The following is a 21,902-nucleotide window of genomic DNA, read 5'->3' on the forward strand; positions in this document are numbered from 1 at the left end:
CGGGATCATTGAGACCTTAGGCTCAATACGAATTGAACACAGGCTTCGGATTGTGTCAAAAAGATAAGTCCTCCTAGAATCTAAAGATTCTGCGTCGAACTTCCTATTTTGACTTTATCCGAGAACGCCCTTTGTATCTTAATTAATCATGGAACTTCTACGAAGTTCGCTGACGTCCGTACTCACCTAAGGAAAGTTTTTAAAATTACTTTGTCTTCAATCTGAAACAGTTCGAATGAACTGTTTTTTAAATTCTCTTTTTCATCTCAGCAACTGCCATCATGACTTCCATCGGGGTCATGTTGTAGATATCGAGAGTTTTTAATTCTTCTAGTACTGGATGAGTGGCATCTGCTGCAAACAGAGATAACTGTTCTCCAAGCTCTGGAGAGGATTGCTGTGTTGGAGTCGCCATCGACACTTCGTGGCTTTGGCCTTCTAATTGACTCAGGATGGCATCCGCCCGCTTCAAGAGGTCGCTTGGCAGGCCTGCAATCTTGGCCACATGGATCCCGTAGGATTTATCAGCTGGTCCCTCTTCAATCCGGTGCAAGAAGGTCACTTGGCCATCCTTCTCCAAGGTGGCGACGTGGACATTGCGCAAGCGAGATAGGGTCTGCTCCAAGTCGGTTAGCTCATGGTAGTGGGTAGCAAAGAGGGTCTTTGCCCCTGTCCGGTCATGGATGTACTCGATGATGGCTTGAGCCAGAGCCATGCCATCATAGGTCGCTGTTCCCCGTCCCAACTCATCAAACAAGATCAGTGAGGCTGGAGTCGCTTGCCGAATGGCATTGTTGGCCTCCATCATCTCGACCATAAAGGTTGACTGACCGGATACCAAGTCATCTGCTGCCCCAATCCGGGTGTAAATAGCATCAAAGAGAGGGAGGGTCGCCGCCTGAGCCGGTACAAAGGAACCAATCTGGGCCATAATGACAATGATGGCCAACTGACGCATATAGGTGGATTTCCCACTCATATTGGGCCCCGTAACCAACTGGATCTGGCAAGTCTCATCCATGGAAATACTATTGGGAATATAACTTTGAACTCCCATCACCTTCTCAACAACTGGGTGACGGCCCTTTTCAATCCGGATATCACGTGCCTCTTGGAAGACTGGACGGATGAGCTGTTGCTTTTCAGCCACACAGGCCAGACCTTGCAAGACGTCGACCGTTGCTAGGGCTTGGGCTAGTGACTGTAGGCGCTGAATGTACTTGCCGACTTCTTCTCTGATTCGTAGGAAAATCGCATACTCCAGACTGGTCGATTGCTCCCGAGCTTCTAACATTTCTCCTTCGATCCGAGCCAGTTCTTCCGTCCCAAAGCGCTCGGAGTTTTTCAAGGTCGCCTTGCGGAAGAAATGAGCTGGCACACGGGATAATTGAGAGTTGGTTACATGGAAATAGTAACCATCTTTTTTGTTGTAGTCGATTTTAAGTCCGGTAATACCACTGGCTTCACGTTCTTTGGCTTCAATCTCCGCAATCCAGCCGGTCCCTTCTCGGAGGACGACACGGTACTGGTCCAGGGTTGGATCAAAGCCGGTACGGATGATATTGCCTTCTGTCAGAACGATAGGTGCATCCGGGTCAATCGCTGCTTCGATGAGTCGGCAAAGCTCTGGGAGCTCATCTAACTGGGCGATGAGGAGGTCTAGCACCGGCTCGCCCATCTCGACCAAAAGCGATTTGATCAAGGGAACGTGGCGTAGCGTTTCACCCAACTGCAAGAGGTCCTTGGGAGTGGTCTTTCCAAAAGAGACCCGACTGGCCAAGCGCTCTATGTCGTACACACCCTTGAGACGGTCTGCCAGATCACTTCGCTCAAAGAAATGGTCCAAGAAGACTTGGATAATCTTTTGGCGCTCTTCGATCCGATGGCGGTCCATCAAGGGCTTCTGGATCCAAGCCCTCAAGAGACGTCCTCCCATGGCTGTCTTGCTTTCATCTAGGAGCCAGTAGAGGCTGCCATGTTTTTTGCCTGTCCGGGCATTCTCTGTCAAGTCCAAACTCGCCTTAGTCGCATAATCCATCTGCAAGAAATCGCGGACCTCATAGTGATGGGCAGGCTTGATATGATGGAGTTCTCGCTTCTGGGTGTCCTGTACATATTGGAGCAGGCCTCCTGCCGCTATTCTCTCCAAATGAGTCAAGTCAGCCCCTAAAAGCTGGACATCCTCCGCCACTTCTGAGATAGGGGAGAGCAAGAGGTTCATTTGGCCAAGAAGGACTCTTTCTTCCCCTTCTGACAAGGAGTAGGTCAGGACAATCTCCCGTGCCCGTAGGTTACGAATCTCCCCACAGACCATGGCAAAATCATTCAAACTGGTGACCTGAAACTCTCCAGTCACCAAGTCCATATAGGCAAGGCCATAATCCGTCTCATCATGAGACAAGGCTACCAGGAAATTGTTGGAGCTGTCTGGCTTGGTCGAGTCGACAACCGTCCCTGGGGTAATGACTTGGACTACTTCCCGTTTAACTACACCGACAGCTTGCTTGGGATCTTCCATCTGCTCTGCAATGGCCACCTTATAGCCTTTTTCGATCAAGACATCGATGTACTGCTGGGCTGAATGATAGGGAACTCCAGCCATGGGAATCGGATTTTCTGCATTTTTATTCCTTGAGGTCAAGGAAATCTCTAAAATCTGAGCGGCATTGACGGCATCTTCATAAAAGAGCTCGTAAAAATCTCCCATCCGAAAGAGCAAAAAAGCATCCGGATAGTCTTTTTTGATATCTAGGTATTGCTGCATGCCAGGTGATAGTTTTTCTGCTGCCATATTGCTCCTTTTCTATATCATTGCTTTCATTCTGAGAGCTTGCTCCAACTCTAAACTGACATAAAAGGAGGGCCGATCCCTTTCTGGACTGGTCCCTCGCCCTTGACTAGTGACTAGAATGTTGGAGAATAGTCTGCTGGACCGTTTGTGCTACTTCTTGGTCCTTGCAAACAATTAAGAGGGTATTGGCTCCTGCGACGGTGCCAAGGATTTGATCATCTAAAATCTCATCGACTGCGTTGGCTAAAATGGCCGCCTCTCCAAGCTCCGTCCGAACAACCAGTGTGAACTCTGCTCTCGAGACTACTTGTGCATATTGAGCAATCAGTCTAAAAATATCTGTTCGATCAGGTTCATCGGCTAATTTATAATAGAGCCCACCCTTTTCTTTCACCTTGATCAGACCAATTTCTCGCAGATCTCTGGATAAGGTTGTCTGGGTTACTCCCGCCCCTCTCTGATCTAGGCGGTCTTGAATTTCTTTTTGCGTCGATAACTTCTCATTTTGAATAATCTCTCGAATCAAAAGCTGACGTTCATCTTTTTTCATTTTTGCTCCACTTTTGAATAATTATACTTTGATTATACCAAAAAGTTTGAAGAAAGGCCGAATTTTGTGATAGAATAGTAACAAAAGACCAAAGGAGCTACTATGAATCATAAAGAACTTATTGCAAGTGAATTGGCAAAAGTCATTGAAGGCTTAGACCAAGAAACTATCTTAACTTTACTAGAGCAACCAAAATCTTCAGACCTTGGGGATATCGCCTTTCCTGCCTTTTCTTTGGCTAAAATCGAACGCAAAGCTCCTCAAGCAATCGCTGCTGATATTGCGGAAAAAATCGATGCTTCTCACTTTGAAAAAGTCGTTGCTACTGGTCCTTATGTAAACTTCTTCTTAGATAAATCACAAATCTCTGACCAAGTCATCAAATCCGTCATCGAAGCAGGTGCAGACTACGGCCAACAAGACGAAGGACATGGTCAAAACATTACCATCGACCTTTCAAGCCCAAACATCGCAAAACCATTCTCAGTTGGTCACTTGCGTTCAACTGTTATCGGGGATGCTCTTTCAAACATCTTCCGCAAAATGGGCTACAACACGATTAAAATCAACCACTTAGGAGACTGGGGCAAACAGTTCGGTCTCTTGATGGTCGCTTATAAAAAATGGGGTAGCAAGGAAGCTGTTGAAGCTAATCCAATCGATGAATTGTTGAAACTCTATGTCCGCATCAATGCCGAAATCGAAAACGATCCTGCTTTGGATGAGGAAGGACGTCTCTGGTTCAAGAAATTGGAAGATGGAGATCCAGAAGCAACTGAATTGTGGCAATGGTTCCGTGACGAGAGCTTGGTAGAATTCAACCGTATCTACAAACTACTCGGTGTTGAGTTTGATAGCTTAAACGGAGAAGCTTTCTACAATGACAAGATGGATGAAGCTGTCCAAATCCTTGAAGAAAAAGGCTTGTTGAAAGAGTCTAAAGGGGCTAGCATCGTTGAGTTGGATGATGTCAACCTTCCACCAGCTATGATTAAGAAATCAGACGGTGCCACTCTTTATATCACTCGTGATATCGCAACCGCTATCTACCGTGCACGGACCTACAACTTTGTGAAAAACATCTACGCCGTAGGTCAAGAACAATCCAACCACTTCCGTCAGTTGAAAGCTGTTTTGAAGAAAATGGGATTTGAGTGGAGCGACGATATGATCCACGTTGACTTTGGTTTGGTCACAAAGAACCGCCAAAAATTGTCAACTCGTAAAGGAAATATCATCCTACTCGAACCAACTCTTCAAGAAGCTATCTCTCGCGCCAAAGCTCAGATCGAAGAGAAGAATCCTGAACTTGAAAACAAGGAAGAAGTGGCACGTGCAGTCGGTGTTGGTGCGGTTAAATTCTACGATTTGAAGACAGACCGTCGCAATGGGTATGACTTTGACCTCGAAGCCATGGTATCCTTTGAGGGGGAAACTGGACCTTACGTTCAATACGCATACGCTCGTATCCAATCCATCCTTCGCAAAGCCAACTTCACTCCATCAACAGATGCAACTTACAGCTTGAACGATCCAGAAAGCTGGGAAATCATCAAACTTCTCCAAGACTTCTCTCGTGTCGTGAAACGTGCCGCTGAAAACTATGATCCATCCTTGATAGCAAAATATGCCATCAACCTGGCTCAAGCCTTCAACAAGTACTATGCTCACACTCGTATCTTGGATGAAAGTCCAGAACGCGATAGCCGTCTTGCTCTTAGCTACTCAACAGCAGTTGTTTTGAAAGAAGCACTTCGTCTATTGGGTGTAGATGCGCCTGAGAAAATGTAATTTCTTCCTTACTTTTTGATAGGAAACCATCTCTTATAGGGGTGAGAGGAATCGCTAAATAAACCTTATTTAGTTCCATCTCACTCCTTTTTTCATGCTAAATACACCTATATTTTTAGGGATTATCGTTTCCCTCCCCTTTATCCATTATCTTATCCTCTGGAGAACCCTATGAATCAAACTGTTTACATCCTTATTTTGGTTAGTCTACTCATCCTCTTTTTAATCAATAAATACGAGAGAGAAAAACTGCAAAAGATTTTACAAGAGCAACTCTTAAAAGATGAAGCCTTCAAGGCAAGCATCAAGGAACAAATCCAAACGACGGAAAACATCAACGATGTCATTCACGCCATCAATAGGGACTATCGCCTCGGCCTCTTGCTCTCGAAAGAAATCACAGATCAATTAAAATAAGCAGCAAAAAGAGGAGTCATACAAAGTATGCCCCCTCTCTCTTCAACCGTAACAAATAAGAGAGTGGGACAGAAATCGGTAATTCGTTAGAATTCGATTTCGTCGTCCCACCTCCGCACAGTTGAGTAGAGCTGTAAAAGCTGATGAAATCAGCGTGGTAGAGCCCACTCAACCACTGCGTCTTGCTCGATAATCCAAAGACAATTGAGAGGCTAGGACTTTTGTCCCAGCCTCTTTTGTTTTAAAGACGATACAAATCTTCTACAATGCCAGCTACTTTTTTGATATCCCCTAGCATCCCTCGCATCTCAAAGTCTGCTAGCACAGGAAAACCAAAGCGTTGGCTGTACTGCTTGGCCGTTAGGCAATATTGATTGTTGAAGTTGCGATTTCCTGATCCTACAACTCCCAAACATTTAGAGGCATTGTCTCCGTAGGCAATAAAGTCTGCTACATCGGTCGTTAAAATCTCCACATCCCCATTATCAACACCATTTCCTCCTTCTAGGTAGGTCGGCAAAAAGGCGATAAAAGGTGTATCGACTTCAAAGAAAGGCTTTCCTTCTTTGACTAGGTCTTTGACATGGATTTTTTCAATGATCAAGTCAGGATACTGCTCCCATAGATAATCACTGAGGCGACGAACAAAACTTTCAGTATTGCCACTTAAACTGATATAGACAAAACATACTTTCATTTTCTTCTCCAATCAGACCAGCTCCTCTTCTTTGTCCAAGACTTGAGGAGTTTTTTAATGCTATGATCTAAGCTTGAAGGTCGCTAGCTGGTCTATTTTTCAATTTGTAGAGGAGGATTCCCAAGTAAACAAGGGCTACAACCACACTCAAGACAAGTGCATATAAGCTAGAAGCCTGTAACAAAGTCCGCAATTTGTCTGACGTAATCACAGACATGGAAGAACGATAAGACAAGAAATTATGCAAGCTCATGAGGACAAAGGCTCCAATCTGACCCATATAGGCATAAGTTGCCTTGACGATATCCTTTTTAGACAGGAAGAAATAAGCGATTGCAATCAAGCCACCAATCAAAAGTGATAGCAACAACCAAGCAATCGGTCCACGTAAGGCTACGATTAATTTTTCAAGGAAGGCCTTGTATTCTTCCCGTTCAAGTGCAGTGGTCAAGTTCAAAGAAGCTGCCATTTCATCTGTGAGCTCCACTTTGGCCAGTCCAAAGAAGGACTGAGCAGTTAAAAAAGTCCCCATCGTTGAGAGAGCTAGCAATACATACATATAAATCGGATTTTTCTTCATTGTATTTCCCCATTTCTAATATCTATAGTATTTATTATAACGTGAACCCAAGGGAAGCGCAAGTTTAGATTTCCCCAGCGATCCTGTACTAAAAAAGCTCCCTCTAAATCAGGATATGATCCAAAAGGAGCTCTTCTTTGTAAGTATATTGCTTCTAGAATGTTAAAAACAAATTAGTTCAAGTGCCAGATATCTTCGTTGTACTGAGCGATGGTACGGTCAGATGAGAAGAATCCTGCTTTGGCAATGTTGACGATGACTTTATCCAACCATGCATCACGGTCTTCGTAGTCAGCCAACATTTGCTCTTTAACCTTGATGTAGTCTTCCAAGTCAAGAAGGGTCATGAACCAGTCTTTGTTGATCAACTCATTGTGAAGGCGTTCCAAACGTTCTTGGTTACCAACTGCAAGAACAGCGTCGCTGACGATGAAGTCAACCAATGGTTTGATTGCTTCACGATCGTAGAATTCGCTTGATTTGTATGCAGATTTCGCGTAAAGGTCGATAACTGTTTCTGAATCTTCACCGAAGATATAGATGTTTTCGTCGCCAACCAACTCAGCGATTTCAACGTTAGCTCCGTCCATAGTACCAAGAGTCAAAGCTCCGTTCAACATGAATTTCATGTTACCAGTACCTGAAGCTTCTTTAGAAGCCAATGAGATTTGTTCTGAGATATCACATGCTGGGATCAAGAAGCTTGCTGCAGTCACGTTGTAGTTTTCAACCATCACTACTTGCAAGTGTGGAGCTACTGCTGGGTCGTTTGCAATGACTTCTGACAAGCAAAGGATCAAGTGGATGATATCTTGAGCGATGGTGTAGGCAGGAGCTGCTTTACCACCAAAGAAGACTGTGATTGGACGAGCAGGGATATTACCAGCCTTGATGTCCAAGTATTTGTGGATGACATACAAAGCGTTCATTTGTTGACGTTTGTACTCGTGAAGACGTTTGATTTGGATATCAAAGATAGAATTTGGATTGATTTCCACACCTTGGTGATCTTTCAAGTGACGAGCCAATTTACGTTTGTTGTGGGCTTTGATGTTTTCCAATTTTTCTTTGACAGCAGCTTTATCTTCGTATGAGAGAAGATCTTCCAACTTAGAAGCATCATGGTGCCAATCGCGTCCAAGGATCTCATCCAAGTAGTGAGACAAGCTTGGGTTGGCATGCATGAGCCAACGACGGAAGGTGATACCGTTTGTTTTGTTGTTGAATTTTTCTGGGTAAAGGTCATAGAAGGCCTTCAATTCAGAGTTTTTCAAGATCTCAGTATGGAGAGCAGCAACCCCGTTTACACTGTATCCATAGTGAATATCCATGTGGGCCATGTGGACGCGGTCGTTTTCATCAATGATTTGAACAGCTGGATCTTTGTGTTCAGCACGAACACGACGGTCCAATTCTTCAATGATTGGTACCAAGTGAGGAACCACTTCTTGTAAGAATTCAAGTGGCCATTTTTCAAGGGCTTCTGCAAGGATGGTATGGTTAGTGTAAGCAGTCATGCTACGAACGATAGAGATTGCTTCATCAAGTTCGATACCACGTTCAGTCAAAAGACGGATCAACTCAGGAATCACCATTGATGGGTGAGTATCGTTGATTTGTACAACTGCGTAGTCAGCAAGGTCATGCAAGTTGCTTCCTTTTTCGATCGCTTCATCGATGATCAATTGTGCACCGTTTGAAACCATGAAGTATTGTTGGAAGATACGGAGCAATTCACCTTGTTTGTCACTATCGTCTGGGTAAAGGAAAAGAGTCAAGTTGCGATCGATATCTGTCTTATCAAAGTTAATACCTTCTTCGATGATGGAAGAATCAACTGATTCCAAGTCAAACAAGCGCAAACGGTTCTTAGTATCGATCTTGTAGCCAGGTACATCGATATCATAAAGTGTTGAAGTCAATGTGAAGTGTGCGAATGGCACTTGGTAGCTACGGCTTGAACGAACGAGCCAGCTTTGATCAGTCAACCATGCATTTGGAATGGTTTCTTGTTGGTTGTTTTTAAGGACTTGTTGGAACAAACCAAAGTGGTAGTTCAAACCAACCCCGTCACCGTTCAAACCAAGTGTAGCGATTGAGTCGATAAAGCAGGCTGCCAAACGTCCCAAACCACCGTTACCAAGCGATGGTTCCAATTCTACTTCTTCGACTTCGATCAAGTCTTTGCCAGCGTCAGCCAATTCTTTTTTGACATCATCGTAAAGACCCAAGTTGATCAAGTTGTTAGACAAGAGTTTACCAATCAAGAACTCAGCTGAGATATAGTAAACTTTTTTCTTACCAGTGTTTAATTTCTTTTGGGCACTTGCTTGCTTGGTGTAATTAAGCAAAGCAATGTACAATTCTTCGTTTGAACATTCTGCAATTGTTTTTTGATGATGGTCAATCACATATTTTTGTAATGATTCCATGTTGAGTATCTCCTTTGTTCCAACAATTTAATAGGGGGAAGTTTGCTGAAATCAGCAAACTTTCTAAAACGATTATTTTTCTGCTTTTTTCGCTTCTTCTTTCACCAAGTCAGTATTTTCACGACGATAGATGGTTGTGAAATCAAGCAATTCTTGCTCAACAGCCGGCGTCAATTGATCCGCTGTCATCCGCCATGCCCAGTTCCCACCAAGAGTAGATGGGAAGTTCATCCGTGCTGAACCATCCAACTCGAGCAAGTCTTGCATGGTAGCGATGGCCATAAAGCTGACAGAAGCAAAGACGGTACGAAGCATCGCATGTGGAACAGATTCGTATTCTTTCCGGTTGGTATAACGAGCAAGATATTCACGAGTTGGATCGTCAATTTCATTGCGGTACCATCCAAGAACCGTGTTGTTATCATGCGTTCCTGTGTACATAACAGAGTTGTTTGGCGCTAAGTGAGGGCTGTCAATACTTTCATCGTCAGGATTGAAGGCAAATTGAAGAATCTTCATGCCAGGGAAGCCTGTGCGCTCACGAAGCTCGATAACTTCGTCCGTCATGAAGCCAAGGTCTTCTGCGATGATGTTCAAGTCACCGAGTTCTTCTTTCACAGCTGCAAAAAGTTTGTAGCCAGGACCTTTGACCCATTTACCTGGTGCTGCTGTATCAGAACCAGCTGGGATTTCCCAATAAGATTCAAAACCACGGAAGTGGTCGATCCGAACGATGTCATAGATCTTGAAGCTTTCACGCAAGCGTTCAACCCACCATTTATAACCATCTTTGTCCATTGCATCCCAGTCATAGATTGGATTCCCCCAAAGCTGACCAGTTGCTGAGAATTCATCTGGTGGGCATCCTGCAATGCAGGTTGCTTTCCCATTTTCATCCGTTTTAAAGAGGTGAGGGTTGGCCCACATGTCACTTGAATCTTCCGCTACGTAGATTGGCATGTCTCCTACGATTTCAATGTGGTTGTCATTAGCGTATGCTTTCAATTTCAACCATTGTTTAAAGAAGAAATACTGTGTTACTCGATGGTAAGTCAATTTGTCTTCCAATTGAGCGCGGTAAGAGGCAAGGGCTTCCGGTTGACGTGCACGAATCGCCGCATCTGGCCATTCTGTCCATGCTTTTAATTCAAAGTGCTCTTTAATAGCCATGTATTCTGCGAACAATTCCAACCAAGCTGCATTTTGCTCAGCAAAACGGCCGAAGTCATCCCAATCACCGTTTTCAATAAAAGCTTTAACTGCTTTTTCTAGAAGAGGACGACGTTGTTCGAAGATCTTCGCATAGTCTACTTCTGTTGGATCTTGACCAAAATCAACACCTTCAACATCAGATACATCCAAGAGCCCTTGCTCGATCAAGAGATCGAAGTCAATAAAGTGGGTATTCCCTGCAAAAGCCGAGAAGGATTGATATGGAGAATCTCCATAACTGGTTGTTCCGAGAGGCAAAATTTGCCAATACCGTTGCTTAGTCCGAACCAGGAAATCCACAAAATCGTAAGCTACTTGACCAAACGAACCGATTCCATACTTCCCAGGCAAGGATGAAATGTGCATCAAGACACCACTTTGGCGTTTTTTCATTGAGGGTACCACCTTTAGTTTAATATTTTTTGTTTCAAAGAAAAATAGACCAACTTTCTACTCTGTTCTGTTCCAGTTCTCATTCCGACTCTTAGAAGGCATAAGAAGCGACCAATTGTCAGACATAGAAATAAATTTAGCCTATTTATAAATGACCTTAGATCATCGTTATGCAACGTTCAAGGAAAACGTTTGCGTTACGTGTCCATTATAAAGTATTCTTGTGGTTTATGCAAGAGGTTTCCTAAACTTTTATGATTTTTTCTGCAGGTTTCACCCCACGCCTAGTTTATCCCTTTCTCAGTTTCTTGTCAACTATTTGTGTGTATTTAATAGAAGATAAAAATTTTTAAAAAATTTTTGCACAAAGAGCTTGCAAACGTTTTCTCTCTGTGATATACTATTCGTGTTAAGGAAAACGTTTGTCTAAAACGTTTTCAACTAATAATCTTATTTTAATTCTTTAGGAGGAATAAATCATGAAACGCACAATTCTTCGAAGCGCTGCTGTACTTGGTACAGTTGGATTCGCATCACTTCTTTTGGTAGCTTGTGGAGGCAAAAAAGACGACTCTGCTGCTTCTGAAAACGAGTTGACAGTATACGTTGACAATGGCTACAAAGCTTACATGGAAGAAGCTGCGAAAGCTTTTGAAAAAGAAAGTGGAACAAAAGTAACGATCAAGACAGGTGACGCTCTTGGTGGATTGGACAAATTGTCTCTTGACAACCAATCTGGTAAAGCTCCAGACGTTATGATGGCACCATACGACCGTGTAGGTGGCCTTGGTAACGACGGTCAATTGGCTGAAGTGACATTGAACAAAGACAGCAAGACTGACAAAACAACTGAATCACTTGTAACAAACGGTGGTAAAGTATACGGTGCACCAGCAGTTATCGAAACATTGGTTCTTTACTACAACAAAGACCTCATGCAAGAAGCTCCAAAAACATTTGGCGAACTTGAAGAATTGGCAAAAGACAGCAAGTATGACTTCGCTGGTGAAGATGGTAAAAACACTGCCTTCCTTGCTGACTGGACAAACTTCTACTATGCATATGGACTCCTTTCAGGTAACGGTGGCTATGTCTTCGGTAAAGATGGTACAGATCCAAAAGACATTGGTTTGAACAACCAAGGTGCGATCGATGGTATCGAATACGCGAAAACTTGGTATGCTAAATGGCCTAAAGGATTGCAAGACACTAAAGGTGCTGCAAACTTCATCCAAACTCAATTCCAAGAAGGTAAGACAGCTGCCATCATTGATGGTCCATGGAAAGCATCTTCATTGAAAGAAGCAAAAGTAAACTACGGTGTAGCAACAATCCCTACTCTTCCAAACGGAAAAGCTTACTCTGCCTTCGGTGGTGGTAAAGCTTGGGTTATCCCTGCAGGTGCTAACCACCCTGAAGCAGCTCAAAAATTCGTAGACTTCTTGACTTCAACTGATCAACAAAAAGCTTTCTACGATAAGACGAACGAAGTGCCAGCTAACACAGAAGCTCGTGAGTACGCTGTTGGTAAAAACGATGAATTGACAACTGCCGTTGTTAAACAGTTTGAAAATGCACAACCAATGCCAAACATCTCTGAAATGAGTACTGTTTGGGATCCAGCTGCAACTATGCTCTTCGACGCTGTAAGTGGTAAGAAATCTGCTAAAGATGCTGCTGACGGTGCTGTTAAATTAATCAAAGAAACTATCGAACAAAAATTCGGTGGCAAGTAATACAGTTCCCAAGGGGCTGGGAGTGTTTCCCAGCCTTTCGCTGTGATGTGGCCTCTGGTCGCTCACTTATAAGGAGTCGATATGGAAACACAACAAAATCCAAAAAAGGCAATGTGGTTATCCCTCATTCCTGGCTTGGGACAAATCTATAACAAACAGAAAGCAAAAGGATACATCTTTCTCGGTGTAACACTTGTCTTTCTCGCTTACTTTTTCGGGCTTGGTTTGGAGGAATTGTCTAAACTCGTTACCCTCGGTACTGTCCGTGGAAAAGATAATTCTCTTTTTATCTTGATTCGTGGGGCCTTCCACTTAATTATCACCGTCGTTTATTTGATGTTCTACGCCTTGAATATCAAAGATGCGGGTACTGTAGCTAAGCGGATTAATAACGGTATTCGAGTGCCGAAGACCCTAAAAGAGATGGTGAATGCTATCTATGAAAATGGCTTCCCTTATCTCTTGATCATCCCTTCTTATATTGCCATGACCTTTGCAATCATCTTCCCTGTTTTGGTTACCTTGATGATTGCCTTTACCAACTACGACTTTAAGCATACAGCTCGCTTTACGCTCCTTGATTGGATCGGACTTCAAAACTTCACCAACATGTGGACTTTGAGTACCTTCCGTTCTGCCTTTACATCTGTATTGGGCTGGACCTTGATCTGGGCCTTGGCAGCTTCTACTCTTCAAATCGTTCTTGGTATCCTAACGGCTATTATTGCCAACCAACCATTCATTAAAGGAAAACGCATCTTCGGTGTTATCTTCCTTCTTCCTTGGGCGGTTCCTGCCTTCATTACGATTTTGACCTTCTCAAACATGTTCAACGATAGTATCGGGGCCATCAATGCGCAAGTCCTTCCGCTCTTTGCGAAGATTTTCCCATTCTTGGATGGGGTTCTCATTCCTTGGAAAACTGATCCTACCTGGACGAAGATTGCTTTGATTATGATGCAAGGTTGGCTCGGCTTCCCTTACATTTACGTCTTGACACTCGGAATCTTGCAATCTATTCCAAACGACCTTTACGAAGCAGCCTATATTGATGGGGCCAACGCTTGGCAAAAATTCCGCAACATTACCTTCCCAATGATTTTGGCGGTTGCGGCACCAACGCTCATCAGCCAATACACCTTCAACTTTAACAACTTCTCCATTATCTACCTCTTTAACGATGGTGGACCTGGATCTGTTGGTGGTAATGCTGGTTCGACAGATATCTTGATTTCTTGGATCTATAAATTGACAACGAACTCATCACCTCAATACTCAATGGCTGCTGCGGTTACGTTGATTATCTCTCTGATTGTCATCTCGATCTCGATGATTGCCTTCAAGAAACTGCACGCATTTGATATGGAGGATGTGTAAAATGAAAAATTCAGTTCAATTTAAACGCCGCCTTAATCATTTCTTGACTTACCTCTACTTGGTTGTCCTTTCCATCATCATCATCTATCCATTGTTGATCACGGTTCTTTCAGCCTTCAAAACGGGTAACGTCAGTGCCTTTACACTTGATTTCAGTGGCAGTCTCAGCTTTGATAACTTCCAAAAACTCTTTACGGACACCTTATATGGTACTTGGTATCTCAATACCTTGATCATCGCCATTATTACCATGGTCGCTCAAACATCTATCATTACCTTGGCAGGATATGCATACAGCCGCTACAACTTCTTGGCTCGTAAGCAAAGTTTGGTCTTCTTCTTGATTATCCAAATGGTGCCTACCATGGCTGCTTTGACTGCCTTCTTCGTTATGGCCTTGATGTTGAATGCCTTGAACCACAGCTGGTTCCTCATCTTCCTCTATGTCGGTGGGGGAATCCCGATGAACGCTTGGTTGATGAAGGGTTACTTCGATACAGTCCCAATTTCACTTGATGAATCTGCAAAATTGGATGGTGCTGGACACTTCCGTCGCTTCTGGCAAATCGTCCTTCCATTGGTTCGCCCAATGATTGCGGTCCAAGCTCTTTGGGCCTTCATGGGACCTTTTGGAGACTACATCTTGTCTAAATTCTTGCTTCGCGATGAAATCAATTACACGGTAGCTGTTGGTCTTCAAACCTTTATCAGCGACCAAAAAAATCAAAAGATTGCCTTCTTTGCGGCAGGTGCGATTCTGATTGCAGTCCCAATCTGTGTACTGTTCTTCTTCCTTCAAAAGAACTTTGTTTCAGGCTTGACAGCTGGTGGAGATAAAGGATAAAATAAACTTTTCTAAAACCTTCCAGCAATGATGAAAAGGACGAGATCCTCTCTCGTGCTTTTCTCCCAGTCACATTAATTTTATCTTTAAGGAAAGGATGGGAGTGGGACAAGGATAGCAAGTTGATTGATTTGCTACCAGTTTCTCTCCCATCTTTGGTTAAGGATAAAATCTTGTTATGCTCTCCATACAAGGGAAATCCATCCCGGAGATTAGAAAGGTCTCTTCATGCCCTATCCATTTAACTATTTTTCCAGCCTTTTTCAGGTAAGAAAAGCATTTGCCAACCGCAAACAACTTAATTGGTTCCAAATGATCTTCACCTCACTCTTTCTTCTATCCTTGACCCTGATTCCTGTTGCCGTTCAAAATGCGGAATTACAGACCTACCCCTTAACCACCTTTGTTAGCGATGTCTTTGATCCCTTAACAGAGGATGTTATGAAGGACTTGAAAGAAAATGTCCGTATTGAACAGCATGAACTAGTCTATAACAGTCATTTTGGAGTTCATAAGAACAAAGCTGGCCATGTTATCATTGGTCATCACGAAGGGACTCCATTAGGTGAAAAATTAACCCTCTATTTCGATAAGACCCAACTAGTGATCAGCAGAGAAAATAAAGAACTTGCAAGCATTCCTTATCAGGCAATCAATCAAAAGAGTCTTGAAAACAAAGATGCTTTAAGCCAAGCCATTTCCAAAGATTGGTTCCAAGCCAATCGATTGGCAGTTAGTCTCTTCCTCGTCCTCTTCTCAGGTTTCTTATCTGCTGTGAATTTTGCAATTTTAGTATTTGGAGCTTCCTTCTTCCTCTTCTTGACACGGAAGTCCCGTCTCTTCTCTCTCAAGACCTTCAAAGAATGCTTCAACTTCACTCTCAACTGTCTTGGATTGCCTATTCTTGCGAGCGTCCTGATCAGCTTATTGTTCCACCAAGTCTTTACGACAACCATCTTGATCCAAAATATCCTATTTGTCTTGTTCCTCGCACTTGCTTTCTATAAGACTCATTTCCGGGATCCAGATTACAAACCTTAAGGAGGTCTTTTATGCGTGTCACCATCAAAGATGTAGCCAAACTTGCTGGCGTTGCACCATCTACCGTTACACGAGTGATTCAAAATAAATCTACCATCAGTGAAGCCACTAAAGAACGGGTTCGTTCTGCCATGAAAGAACTAGATTACCATCCAAACCTCAATGCTCGTAGCTTAGTGAGCCAGTCCAGTCAGGTGATTGCCCTTGTCTTGCCTGATGAGAGTGATGTGTTCTTCCAAAACCCATTCTTCCCAACGGTTCTCCGGGGAATTAGCCAAGTTGCTTCTGACTATGACTATGCTATCCAAATCTGCACAGGAACGGATGAAACCCACCGTTTAGAACAGCTTAAGCAGATGATTTATGGAAAACGGGTAGATGGACTGATCTTCCTTTATTCTAAGTTGGGGGATCCACTGGTTGACTTCTGTATTCAAGATAAATTCCCTTTCCTAATCTTAGGAAAGGCAACCTCACCGTTCGTATCCTTAGTTGATAATGACAATATTAAAGCAGCTTTTGATGCGACAGAATATTTTATCAACAAAGGCTATCAAAACATCGCCTTTGTTGGAGGAAATAAGGAATTAGCCGTATCCCAAGACCGTTACAAGGGCTACCAAGAAGCTCTTGCCAGTCACCAAATCCCACTTCGTGAGGAATTGGTTAAATTCTCCTTCGGTTTCTTGCTAGAGGAGAATTCCTATCAAATCATGGATACCCTGCCTTTTGAAGAACTTGAAGCACTCATGACAACGGATATTCTAGTTGCTGAAGGGGTTCGGAGATACTTGAGTGACAAACAGGTCGATCTTCCGATTATTTCCTTCGACTCCATTCAACCGCGGATCCCTATTGACGCCTATATTGATATCAATACGGTTGAATTGGGACGCGAATCTGTCAGAACCTTACTCCAAATTATTAAAGACAACAAGGAAAACAAAACTGTTTGCTACAGACAGCTCATTGAACACTCGATTATTGAACTTTAGGAGAACCTATGACCACACACTTTGCTGCTTATTTAGATGACCAAGACTTGATTCGCATGGAAGGAGGAGAGAGCGTAACGGCCTTTCTTCCTTTTACATTGACGTCTGGTTCGAAAACGATTGAACTCTTGCCGACAGAGGAAGAAAAAACTCTTCGAAGCCCCCTTCCCATCGACATGAGTCAAAGCTATACCCTCTCCAACGCTAAAGGAGAAACCTGCCTCCTCCACTACCGCGACATTGTCCGCCACCCCATCTTTGATCAGCTATATGCTTATGATGGAGAGGATTTAGGAGCTCATTACTCAAAAGAAAAAACGACCTTTGCCTTCTGGGCTCCCATTTCTCAAGAGGTTGAACTCTTGATTAACCAAACTGCCTACCCGATGGAGCGGACAGAAAAAGGAGTTTGGCGTCTAGAACTCGAGGGAGATTGGGAAAAAGCCTCTTACTACTACCAACATCAAGTCAGCGGTGTAACCCATATCGTTCATGATCCTTATGCTCTTTCTTCTGAAGCCAATTCAGGAGCTAGCTATGTCATCGACCGACACAAGATTGAACGCCCTATCCAGAGAGTCGCAACCCAGCTAGATCCGACTCAGGCTATTATTTATGAATTGAGCGTCCGGGATTTCTCCATGCAAAAAGAAGCTGGTTTCCATCATCCTGGAACCTTCCCAGCCCTCTTAGAATCTCCTAAGCATGGAGAACAGACCTTTGGCTTTGACTATTTGAAATCCCTGGGCATCACTCATATTCAGCTCCTGCCCCTCTATGATTTCGGAAGCGTGGATGAAACCAACCCTACTTCTGGCTACAATTGGGGCTATGACCCTGTGCAATACAATGTTCCTGAAGGAAGTTTTAGTACCAAGGCAAATGATCCTTACCAACGGATCCTGGAGTTGCAACAGGTGATTGATGCCTACCATAAGGCAGATCTCAGCCTCATCATGGACGTTGTCTATAACCATGTTTACCTCTCTGATGAATTTGCTTTTGAGCGGATTGTCCCAGGCTATTTCTATCGCTATGACCAAGACCGTCAACGAACCAACGGAACCTTCTGTGGCAACGATGTAGCCAGCGAGAGAGCCATGGTTCGCAACTACATCAAGCAGTCAGTCAAGCAATGGGTTCAACTCTACGGCTTTGATGGTTTCCGCTTTGACCTGATGGGCATTCTTGACCGCCAAACCATGATGGAAATTCAAGAAGAATTAGTAGCCATTTACCCCAACATTTACCTCTATGGAGAAGGGTGGAAGATGGATACCGGACTAGATCCTGAACTCTTGGCCCATCAATACAATGCTAGTCGACTTCGTCCGTATGGCTTCTTCAGTGACAATTTCCGTGATACCATTAAACGAAGCATCCTCAAAGAAGGACGTATAGACAGCCACTATTTGGCCAATGATCTGGCCAATATTTTGACTGGTAACATCGGTCTCAAAGGAGCCCCCCACTTTGTACGTCCTCAACAGGCGATCAACTATGTGGAATGCCACGACAACGCAACCTTCTTTGACTACCTCAAGGTTGAAGATCCAAACATTTCAGAGGAGCAGCGTCAGGCTAAAGCTCGACTCGGCCTGCACCTCGTACTCTTAGCTCAAGGAGTTCCCTTCCTACATGCTGGTCAAGAGTTCTATCGCAGCAAGGGCTTAGAAGAGAATACTTACAATCTTCCGGATGCTCTAAATCAACTAGACTGGCTTTCTTCTATAGCTTATGAAACAGATGTTCAGTTCCTGCGCGAATTGATTGCCTATCGTAAAAAGGAAGAGCTCCTCCGCCTTGTAAATGCCCAAGACATTCGAGATTATTGTCAAGTTACTTGGACTTCGGAGAAGACCTTCTCATACAGCATCGAGAAAGACGGACGTAAGTTGCTTATCTTGGTCAACCTGGGGGATCAAGAATGGTCCTATCGACTCAAACAGCCTGCTAAATTAGCAATTTCCTACCCTCATATTTATGGAGGAGATCAAAATATTTCTCAAGAAGAATTTACCGTTCCAGGCCATGGCTGGATCTTGGTAGAAAAAGCATAAAAAATTCCTGCAAGAAGTTCTTGCAGGAATTTTTTAATCTTCTACTTCGACAAAGCGTCCAATAATATGAACATTGTCTGAAATTGTTATAAAAGCTTGAGGATCCGCTTTTTCCATTAAAAGTTTAAACTCATTAAACTCTGCTCGGGTAATAACAGTGAGCAAGACCGCTTTTTCCTGATGGTTATAGGTTCCTTCGGCATTGTGGATAATGGTTGCCCCACGATGCAAGCGCTTATGGATTTTCTCAATAATCTTATCCGGTTGGCTAGTGACAATCATAGCTTGCATCCGCTTCTGCTTGGTAAAGACAGCATCTGTCACTCGACTAGAAACAAAAATCGTAATCATCGAATAGAGAGCGTACTTCCAACCAAAGGTCATCCCGGCAATCAACATGATGGTCCCATTGACGATGAGAGATATTTTCCCGACATTCTTACCCGTTCGTTTTCGAATGGTCAAACTGACAATATCGGTTCCCCCACTTGAGATATTATTCCGAAGAGCAAAACCAATCCCTGTCCCCATAACAACACCCCCAAACAAGGCGTTCATGATAGGGTCATTGGTGAGAGTAACTTCGGGGACAAATTGGATAAAGAAGGAACTCATGGACACCGTGATAAAGGTGAAAATGGTAAATTTATGGCCAATTTGATACCAGGCAATAATCATTAAGGGCAGATTGATGGCATAAAATGACAAGGAAACAGGAATCGTAAAGCCCAAAAATCGATCACTAAGAGCGGAAACAATCTGTGCTAACCCTGTCGCGCCACTTGAATAGACACGTCCCGGCTGGAAAAAGAAGTTCACAGCAATCGCAGATAAAAATCCATAGACCAATGAGGCTGAAATCTTTTCATCATACTTTTCGCGGGAAATACTTTTCAAGACCCGTAATAATTTAAAATTATAAGCAATTCTTCTCACATAAAAACGTAAGATTTTACCTAAGCGAGTTTTTTTCATGACTATCTCTCAATTTATAAATAAAGGGAAAATCTCAGAAGCTACTTCTGCTGATTTTCCGCTTTTATTCTTACTCCTCAGTTTTGACTTCCACTTGTAGACTCAACTCTTCTAGTTGTTTAGTGGCTACTGTAGAAGGGGCTTGGGTCATCGGATCTGTTGCCTTATTGTTCTTAGGGAAGGCAATCACTTCACGGATATTCTCCTCACCAGCTAACAACATAACAAAACGGTCCAAACCAAGAGCCAATCCACCATGTGGAGGGAAACCATAATCCATAGCTTCTAGCAAGAAACCAAATTGCTCTGTTGCATCTTCTTTTGAGAAACCGAGAGCTGTAAACATCCGTTCTTGCAATTCTTTTTGGTTAATCCGGAGACTTCCTCCCCCAAGTTCGTAACCATTGAGCACAATGTCATAGGCAATGGCACGTACCTTGGCAAGATCGCCCTCTAATTCATGAGCTGTCTCTGCTTGCGGAAGTGTAAAGGGATGGTGGGCACTCATGTAACGGTCTTCTTCTTCAGACCACTCAAACATTGGCCAATCTACCACCCATAGGAAGTTGAATTGACTGTTGTCAATGAGGTCCAATTCCTTGGCAATTCTACAACGAAGGGCACCTAGTGTTGCGTTGGCTACTTCTAATGTATCTGCTACAAAGAGGACCAAATCTTTTTCTTCCAACTGTAAAGCACTTGTCAACTCTGTTGTCACATCTGTCAAAAACTTAGCAACTGGACCGTTCAAAGCACCATCCGCCACCTTGACCCATGCTAGACCTTTAGCGCCATATTGTTTGGCTACTTCTGTCAGCTTATCGATGTCTTTACGTGAGTAGTTATCTGCAGCGCCTTTGACGACAATGGCTTTCACTGCTGGAGCTTCTGAAAAGACCTTAAAGTCTACGCCCTTTACAACTTCTGTCAAGTCTGTCAAGAGCATCTCAAAACGAGTATCTGGCTTGTCAGAACCGTAAAGAGCCATCGCATCATCGTACTTCATCCGTGGGAAAGGAAGTGTCACTTCAATCCCCTTGGTTTCTTTCATGACACGCGCGATTAAACCTTCTGTAATATCTTGAATTTCTTGCTCTGTCAGGAAGGAGGTTTCTAAGTCGACCTGTGTAAACTCAGGTTGACGGTCTCCACGTAAATCTTCATCACGGAAACATTTGACGATTTGATAATAGCGGTCAAAGCCGGCATTCATCAATAACTGTTTGGTGATTTGAGGGCTTTGAGGCAAGGCATAAAAGTGACCCTTGTTAACACGAGATGGAACGAGGTAGTCACGCGCCCCTTCTGGAGTTGACTTAGAAAGGAAAGGTGTTTCCACATCGATAAATTCCAACTCATCCAAGTAGTTGCGGATAGAATGCGTTACCTTGGCACGTAATTTCAAGTTTTCCAACATTTCTGGACGACGCAAGTCCAAATATCGATAGCGGAGACGGGTATCGTCGTTAGCTTCAATGCCGTCCTTGATCTCAAATGGCGTGGTTTTTGCCGTATTAAGGACAGTCAAAGAAGAAACATGCATTTCAACCTGACCTGTTGCAATTTTATCATTGGCTTGCTGTCTGGCAGCAACTTGACCTGTCACTTCGATCACATACTCGCTACGAAGACTTTCGGCCGTTGCCATGACTTCCGAACTGACAGTTTCTGGATTGATGACCAATTGCATAATCCCTTCACGGTCCCGCAAATCAATAAAGATTAATCCACCCAAATCGCGGCGTCGACTCACCCATCCCTTGAGGGTTAGTTCTTGTCCAATGTGTTCCTCTCGAACACGTCCAGCATACATGGAACGTTTCATTGTATTTTTACTCTCCAAACTAATATTCTTCCTTCTATTTTACCATAAAGCCTGTCAGATAAGTGCTTTTCCAGAGATTTTTCCAGAAAAAACAGTTCTTTTATTCCGCCCCCAATTGTCAAGTCAAGTGCAACAAAGTCATTCCTCTGATTAAGCGAGTGTTCTTCCAGCTGTTTGAGCTAGCTC

Annotated in this window: 16 protein-coding genes; 8 read left to right on the top strand and 8 right to left on the bottom strand. The window is 43.5% G+C overall.

The genetic code is table 11. From position 1 onward, the window contains the following. Positions 1-247: 247 nt before the first annotated feature. Positions 248-2,791, bottom strand: coding sequence for a DNA mismatch repair protein MutS (gene mutS / locus K1J10_RS02095; protein ID WP_223355706.1), 2,544 nt, complete (start codon positions 2,789-2,791; stop codon positions 248-250). A 106-nt stretch (positions 2,792-2,897) separates the two neighbouring features. After that, positions 2,898-3,341, bottom strand: coding sequence for an arginine repressor (gene argR / locus K1J10_RS02100; RefSeq protein ID WP_023024723.1), 444 nt, complete (start codon positions 3,339-3,341; stop codon positions 2,898-2,900). Positions 3,342-3,443: 102 nt separating this feature from the next. Here argR and argS point away from each other — a divergent pair, with 102 nt between their 5' ends. Together argS and K1J10_RS02110 are read left to right on the top strand one after the other, a co-directional pair. Next, on the top strand, positions 3,444-5,132 hold the full coding sequence (gene argS, locus K1J10_RS02105) for an arginine--tRNA ligase (RefSeq protein ID WP_223355707.1): 1,689 nt from the start codon (positions 3,444-3,446) through the stop codon (positions 5,130-5,132). A 171-nt stretch (positions 5,133-5,303) separates the two neighbouring features. Then, positions 5,304-5,549, top strand: a complete 246-nt coding sequence (locus tag K1J10_RS02110) for a MarR family transcriptional regulator (RefSeq protein WP_223355708.1) — start codon at positions 5,304-5,306, stop codon at positions 5,547-5,549. A 241-nt stretch (positions 5,550-5,790) separates the two neighbouring features. Here K1J10_RS02110 and nrdI read toward each other — a convergent pair whose 3' ends face one another. The 4 genes from nrdI to malQ form a co-directional block, all read right to left on the bottom strand. After that, positions 5,791-6,258: a class Ib ribonucleoside-diphosphate reductase assembly flavoprotein NrdI gene (nrdI, locus tag K1J10_RS02115; protein ID WP_223355709.1), complete on the bottom strand. Its 468-nt coding sequence runs from the start codon at positions 6,256-6,258 to the stop codon at positions 5,791-5,793. 55 nt (positions 6,259-6,313) lie between these two features. Continuing rightward, entirely contained in the window at positions 6,314-6,826 is a 513-nt protein-coding gene (locus K1J10_RS02120) for an ABC transporter permease (RefSeq protein ID WP_223355710.1), read from the bottom strand. 173 nt (positions 6,827-6,999) lie between these two features. Beyond that, positions 7,000-9,258: a glycogen/starch/alpha-glucan family phosphorylase gene (gene glgP, locus K1J10_RS02125; RefSeq protein WP_223355711.1), complete on the bottom strand. Its 2,259-nt coding sequence runs from the start codon at positions 9,256-9,258 to the stop codon at positions 7,000-7,002. A gap of 72 nt (positions 9,259-9,330) precedes the next feature. Next, positions 9,331-10,863: a 4-alpha-glucanotransferase gene (gene malQ, locus K1J10_RS02130; RefSeq protein WP_223355712.1), complete on the bottom strand. Its 1,533-nt coding sequence runs from the start codon at positions 10,861-10,863 to the stop codon at positions 9,331-9,333. 479 nt (positions 10,864-11,342) lie between these two features. Here malQ and K1J10_RS02135 point away from each other — a divergent pair, with 479 nt between their 5' ends. From K1J10_RS02135 to pulA, 6 genes are all read left to right on the top strand, one after another. Continuing rightward, the gene (locus K1J10_RS02135; RefSeq protein ID WP_129269756.1) at positions 11,343-12,599 is read left to right on the top strand and encodes an extracellular solute-binding protein; all 1,257 of its coding nucleotides are present in this window, start codon (positions 11,343-11,345) and stop codon (positions 12,597-12,599) included. Between the two features lie 81 nt (positions 12,600-12,680). Further along, positions 12,681-13,976 carry a sugar ABC transporter permease gene (locus K1J10_RS02140; RefSeq protein WP_223355713.1) on the top strand — a complete coding sequence of 432 codons (1,296 nt, stop codon included), beginning with the start codon at positions 12,681-12,683 and terminating at the stop codon, positions 13,974-13,976. A 1-nt stretch (position 13,977) separates the two neighbouring features. Then, positions 13,978-14,820 carry a sugar ABC transporter permease gene (locus K1J10_RS02145; RefSeq protein WP_006596980.1) on the top strand — a complete coding sequence of 281 codons (843 nt, stop codon included), beginning with the start codon at positions 13,978-13,980 and terminating at the stop codon, positions 14,818-14,820. Between the two features lie 228 nt (positions 14,821-15,048). Then, a complete protein-coding gene (locus K1J10_RS02150) occupies positions 15,049-15,861 on the top strand; it encodes a DUF1189 domain-containing protein (protein ID WP_223355714.1) in 813 nt (270 codons plus the stop codon). Between the two features lie 11 nt (positions 15,862-15,872). Then, positions 15,873-16,856 carry a LacI family DNA-binding transcriptional regulator gene (locus K1J10_RS02155; RefSeq protein ID WP_223355715.1) on the top strand — a complete coding sequence of 328 codons (984 nt, stop codon included), beginning with the start codon at positions 15,873-15,875 and terminating at the stop codon, positions 16,854-16,856. An 8-nt stretch (positions 16,857-16,864) separates the two neighbouring features. Further along, positions 16,865-18,916: a type I pullulanase gene (pulA, locus tag K1J10_RS02160; protein ID WP_223355716.1), complete on the top strand. Its 2,052-nt coding sequence runs from the start codon at positions 16,865-16,867 to the stop codon at positions 18,914-18,916. A 33-nt stretch (positions 18,917-18,949) separates the two neighbouring features. Here the strand turns inward: pulA and K1J10_RS02165 are convergent, their stop codons facing one another. Together K1J10_RS02165 and aspS are read right to left on the bottom strand one after the other, a co-directional pair. Beyond that, a complete protein-coding gene (locus K1J10_RS02165) occupies positions 18,950-19,891 on the bottom strand; it encodes a YitT family protein (protein WP_223355717.1) in 942 nt (313 codons plus the stop codon). 70 nt (positions 19,892-19,961) lie between these two features. Further along, complete coding sequence (gene aspS, locus K1J10_RS02170; protein ID WP_223355718.1) at positions 19,962-21,716, bottom strand: aspartate--tRNA ligase; 1,755 nt, start codon at positions 21,714-21,716, stop codon at positions 19,962-19,964. Positions 21,717-21,902: the final 186 nt, after the last annotated feature.

The organism is Streptococcus australis, from assembly GCF_019930045.1.
GTDB classification, from domain to species: Bacteria; Bacillota; Bacilli; order Lactobacillales; family Streptococcaceae; genus Streptococcus; species Streptococcus australis_D.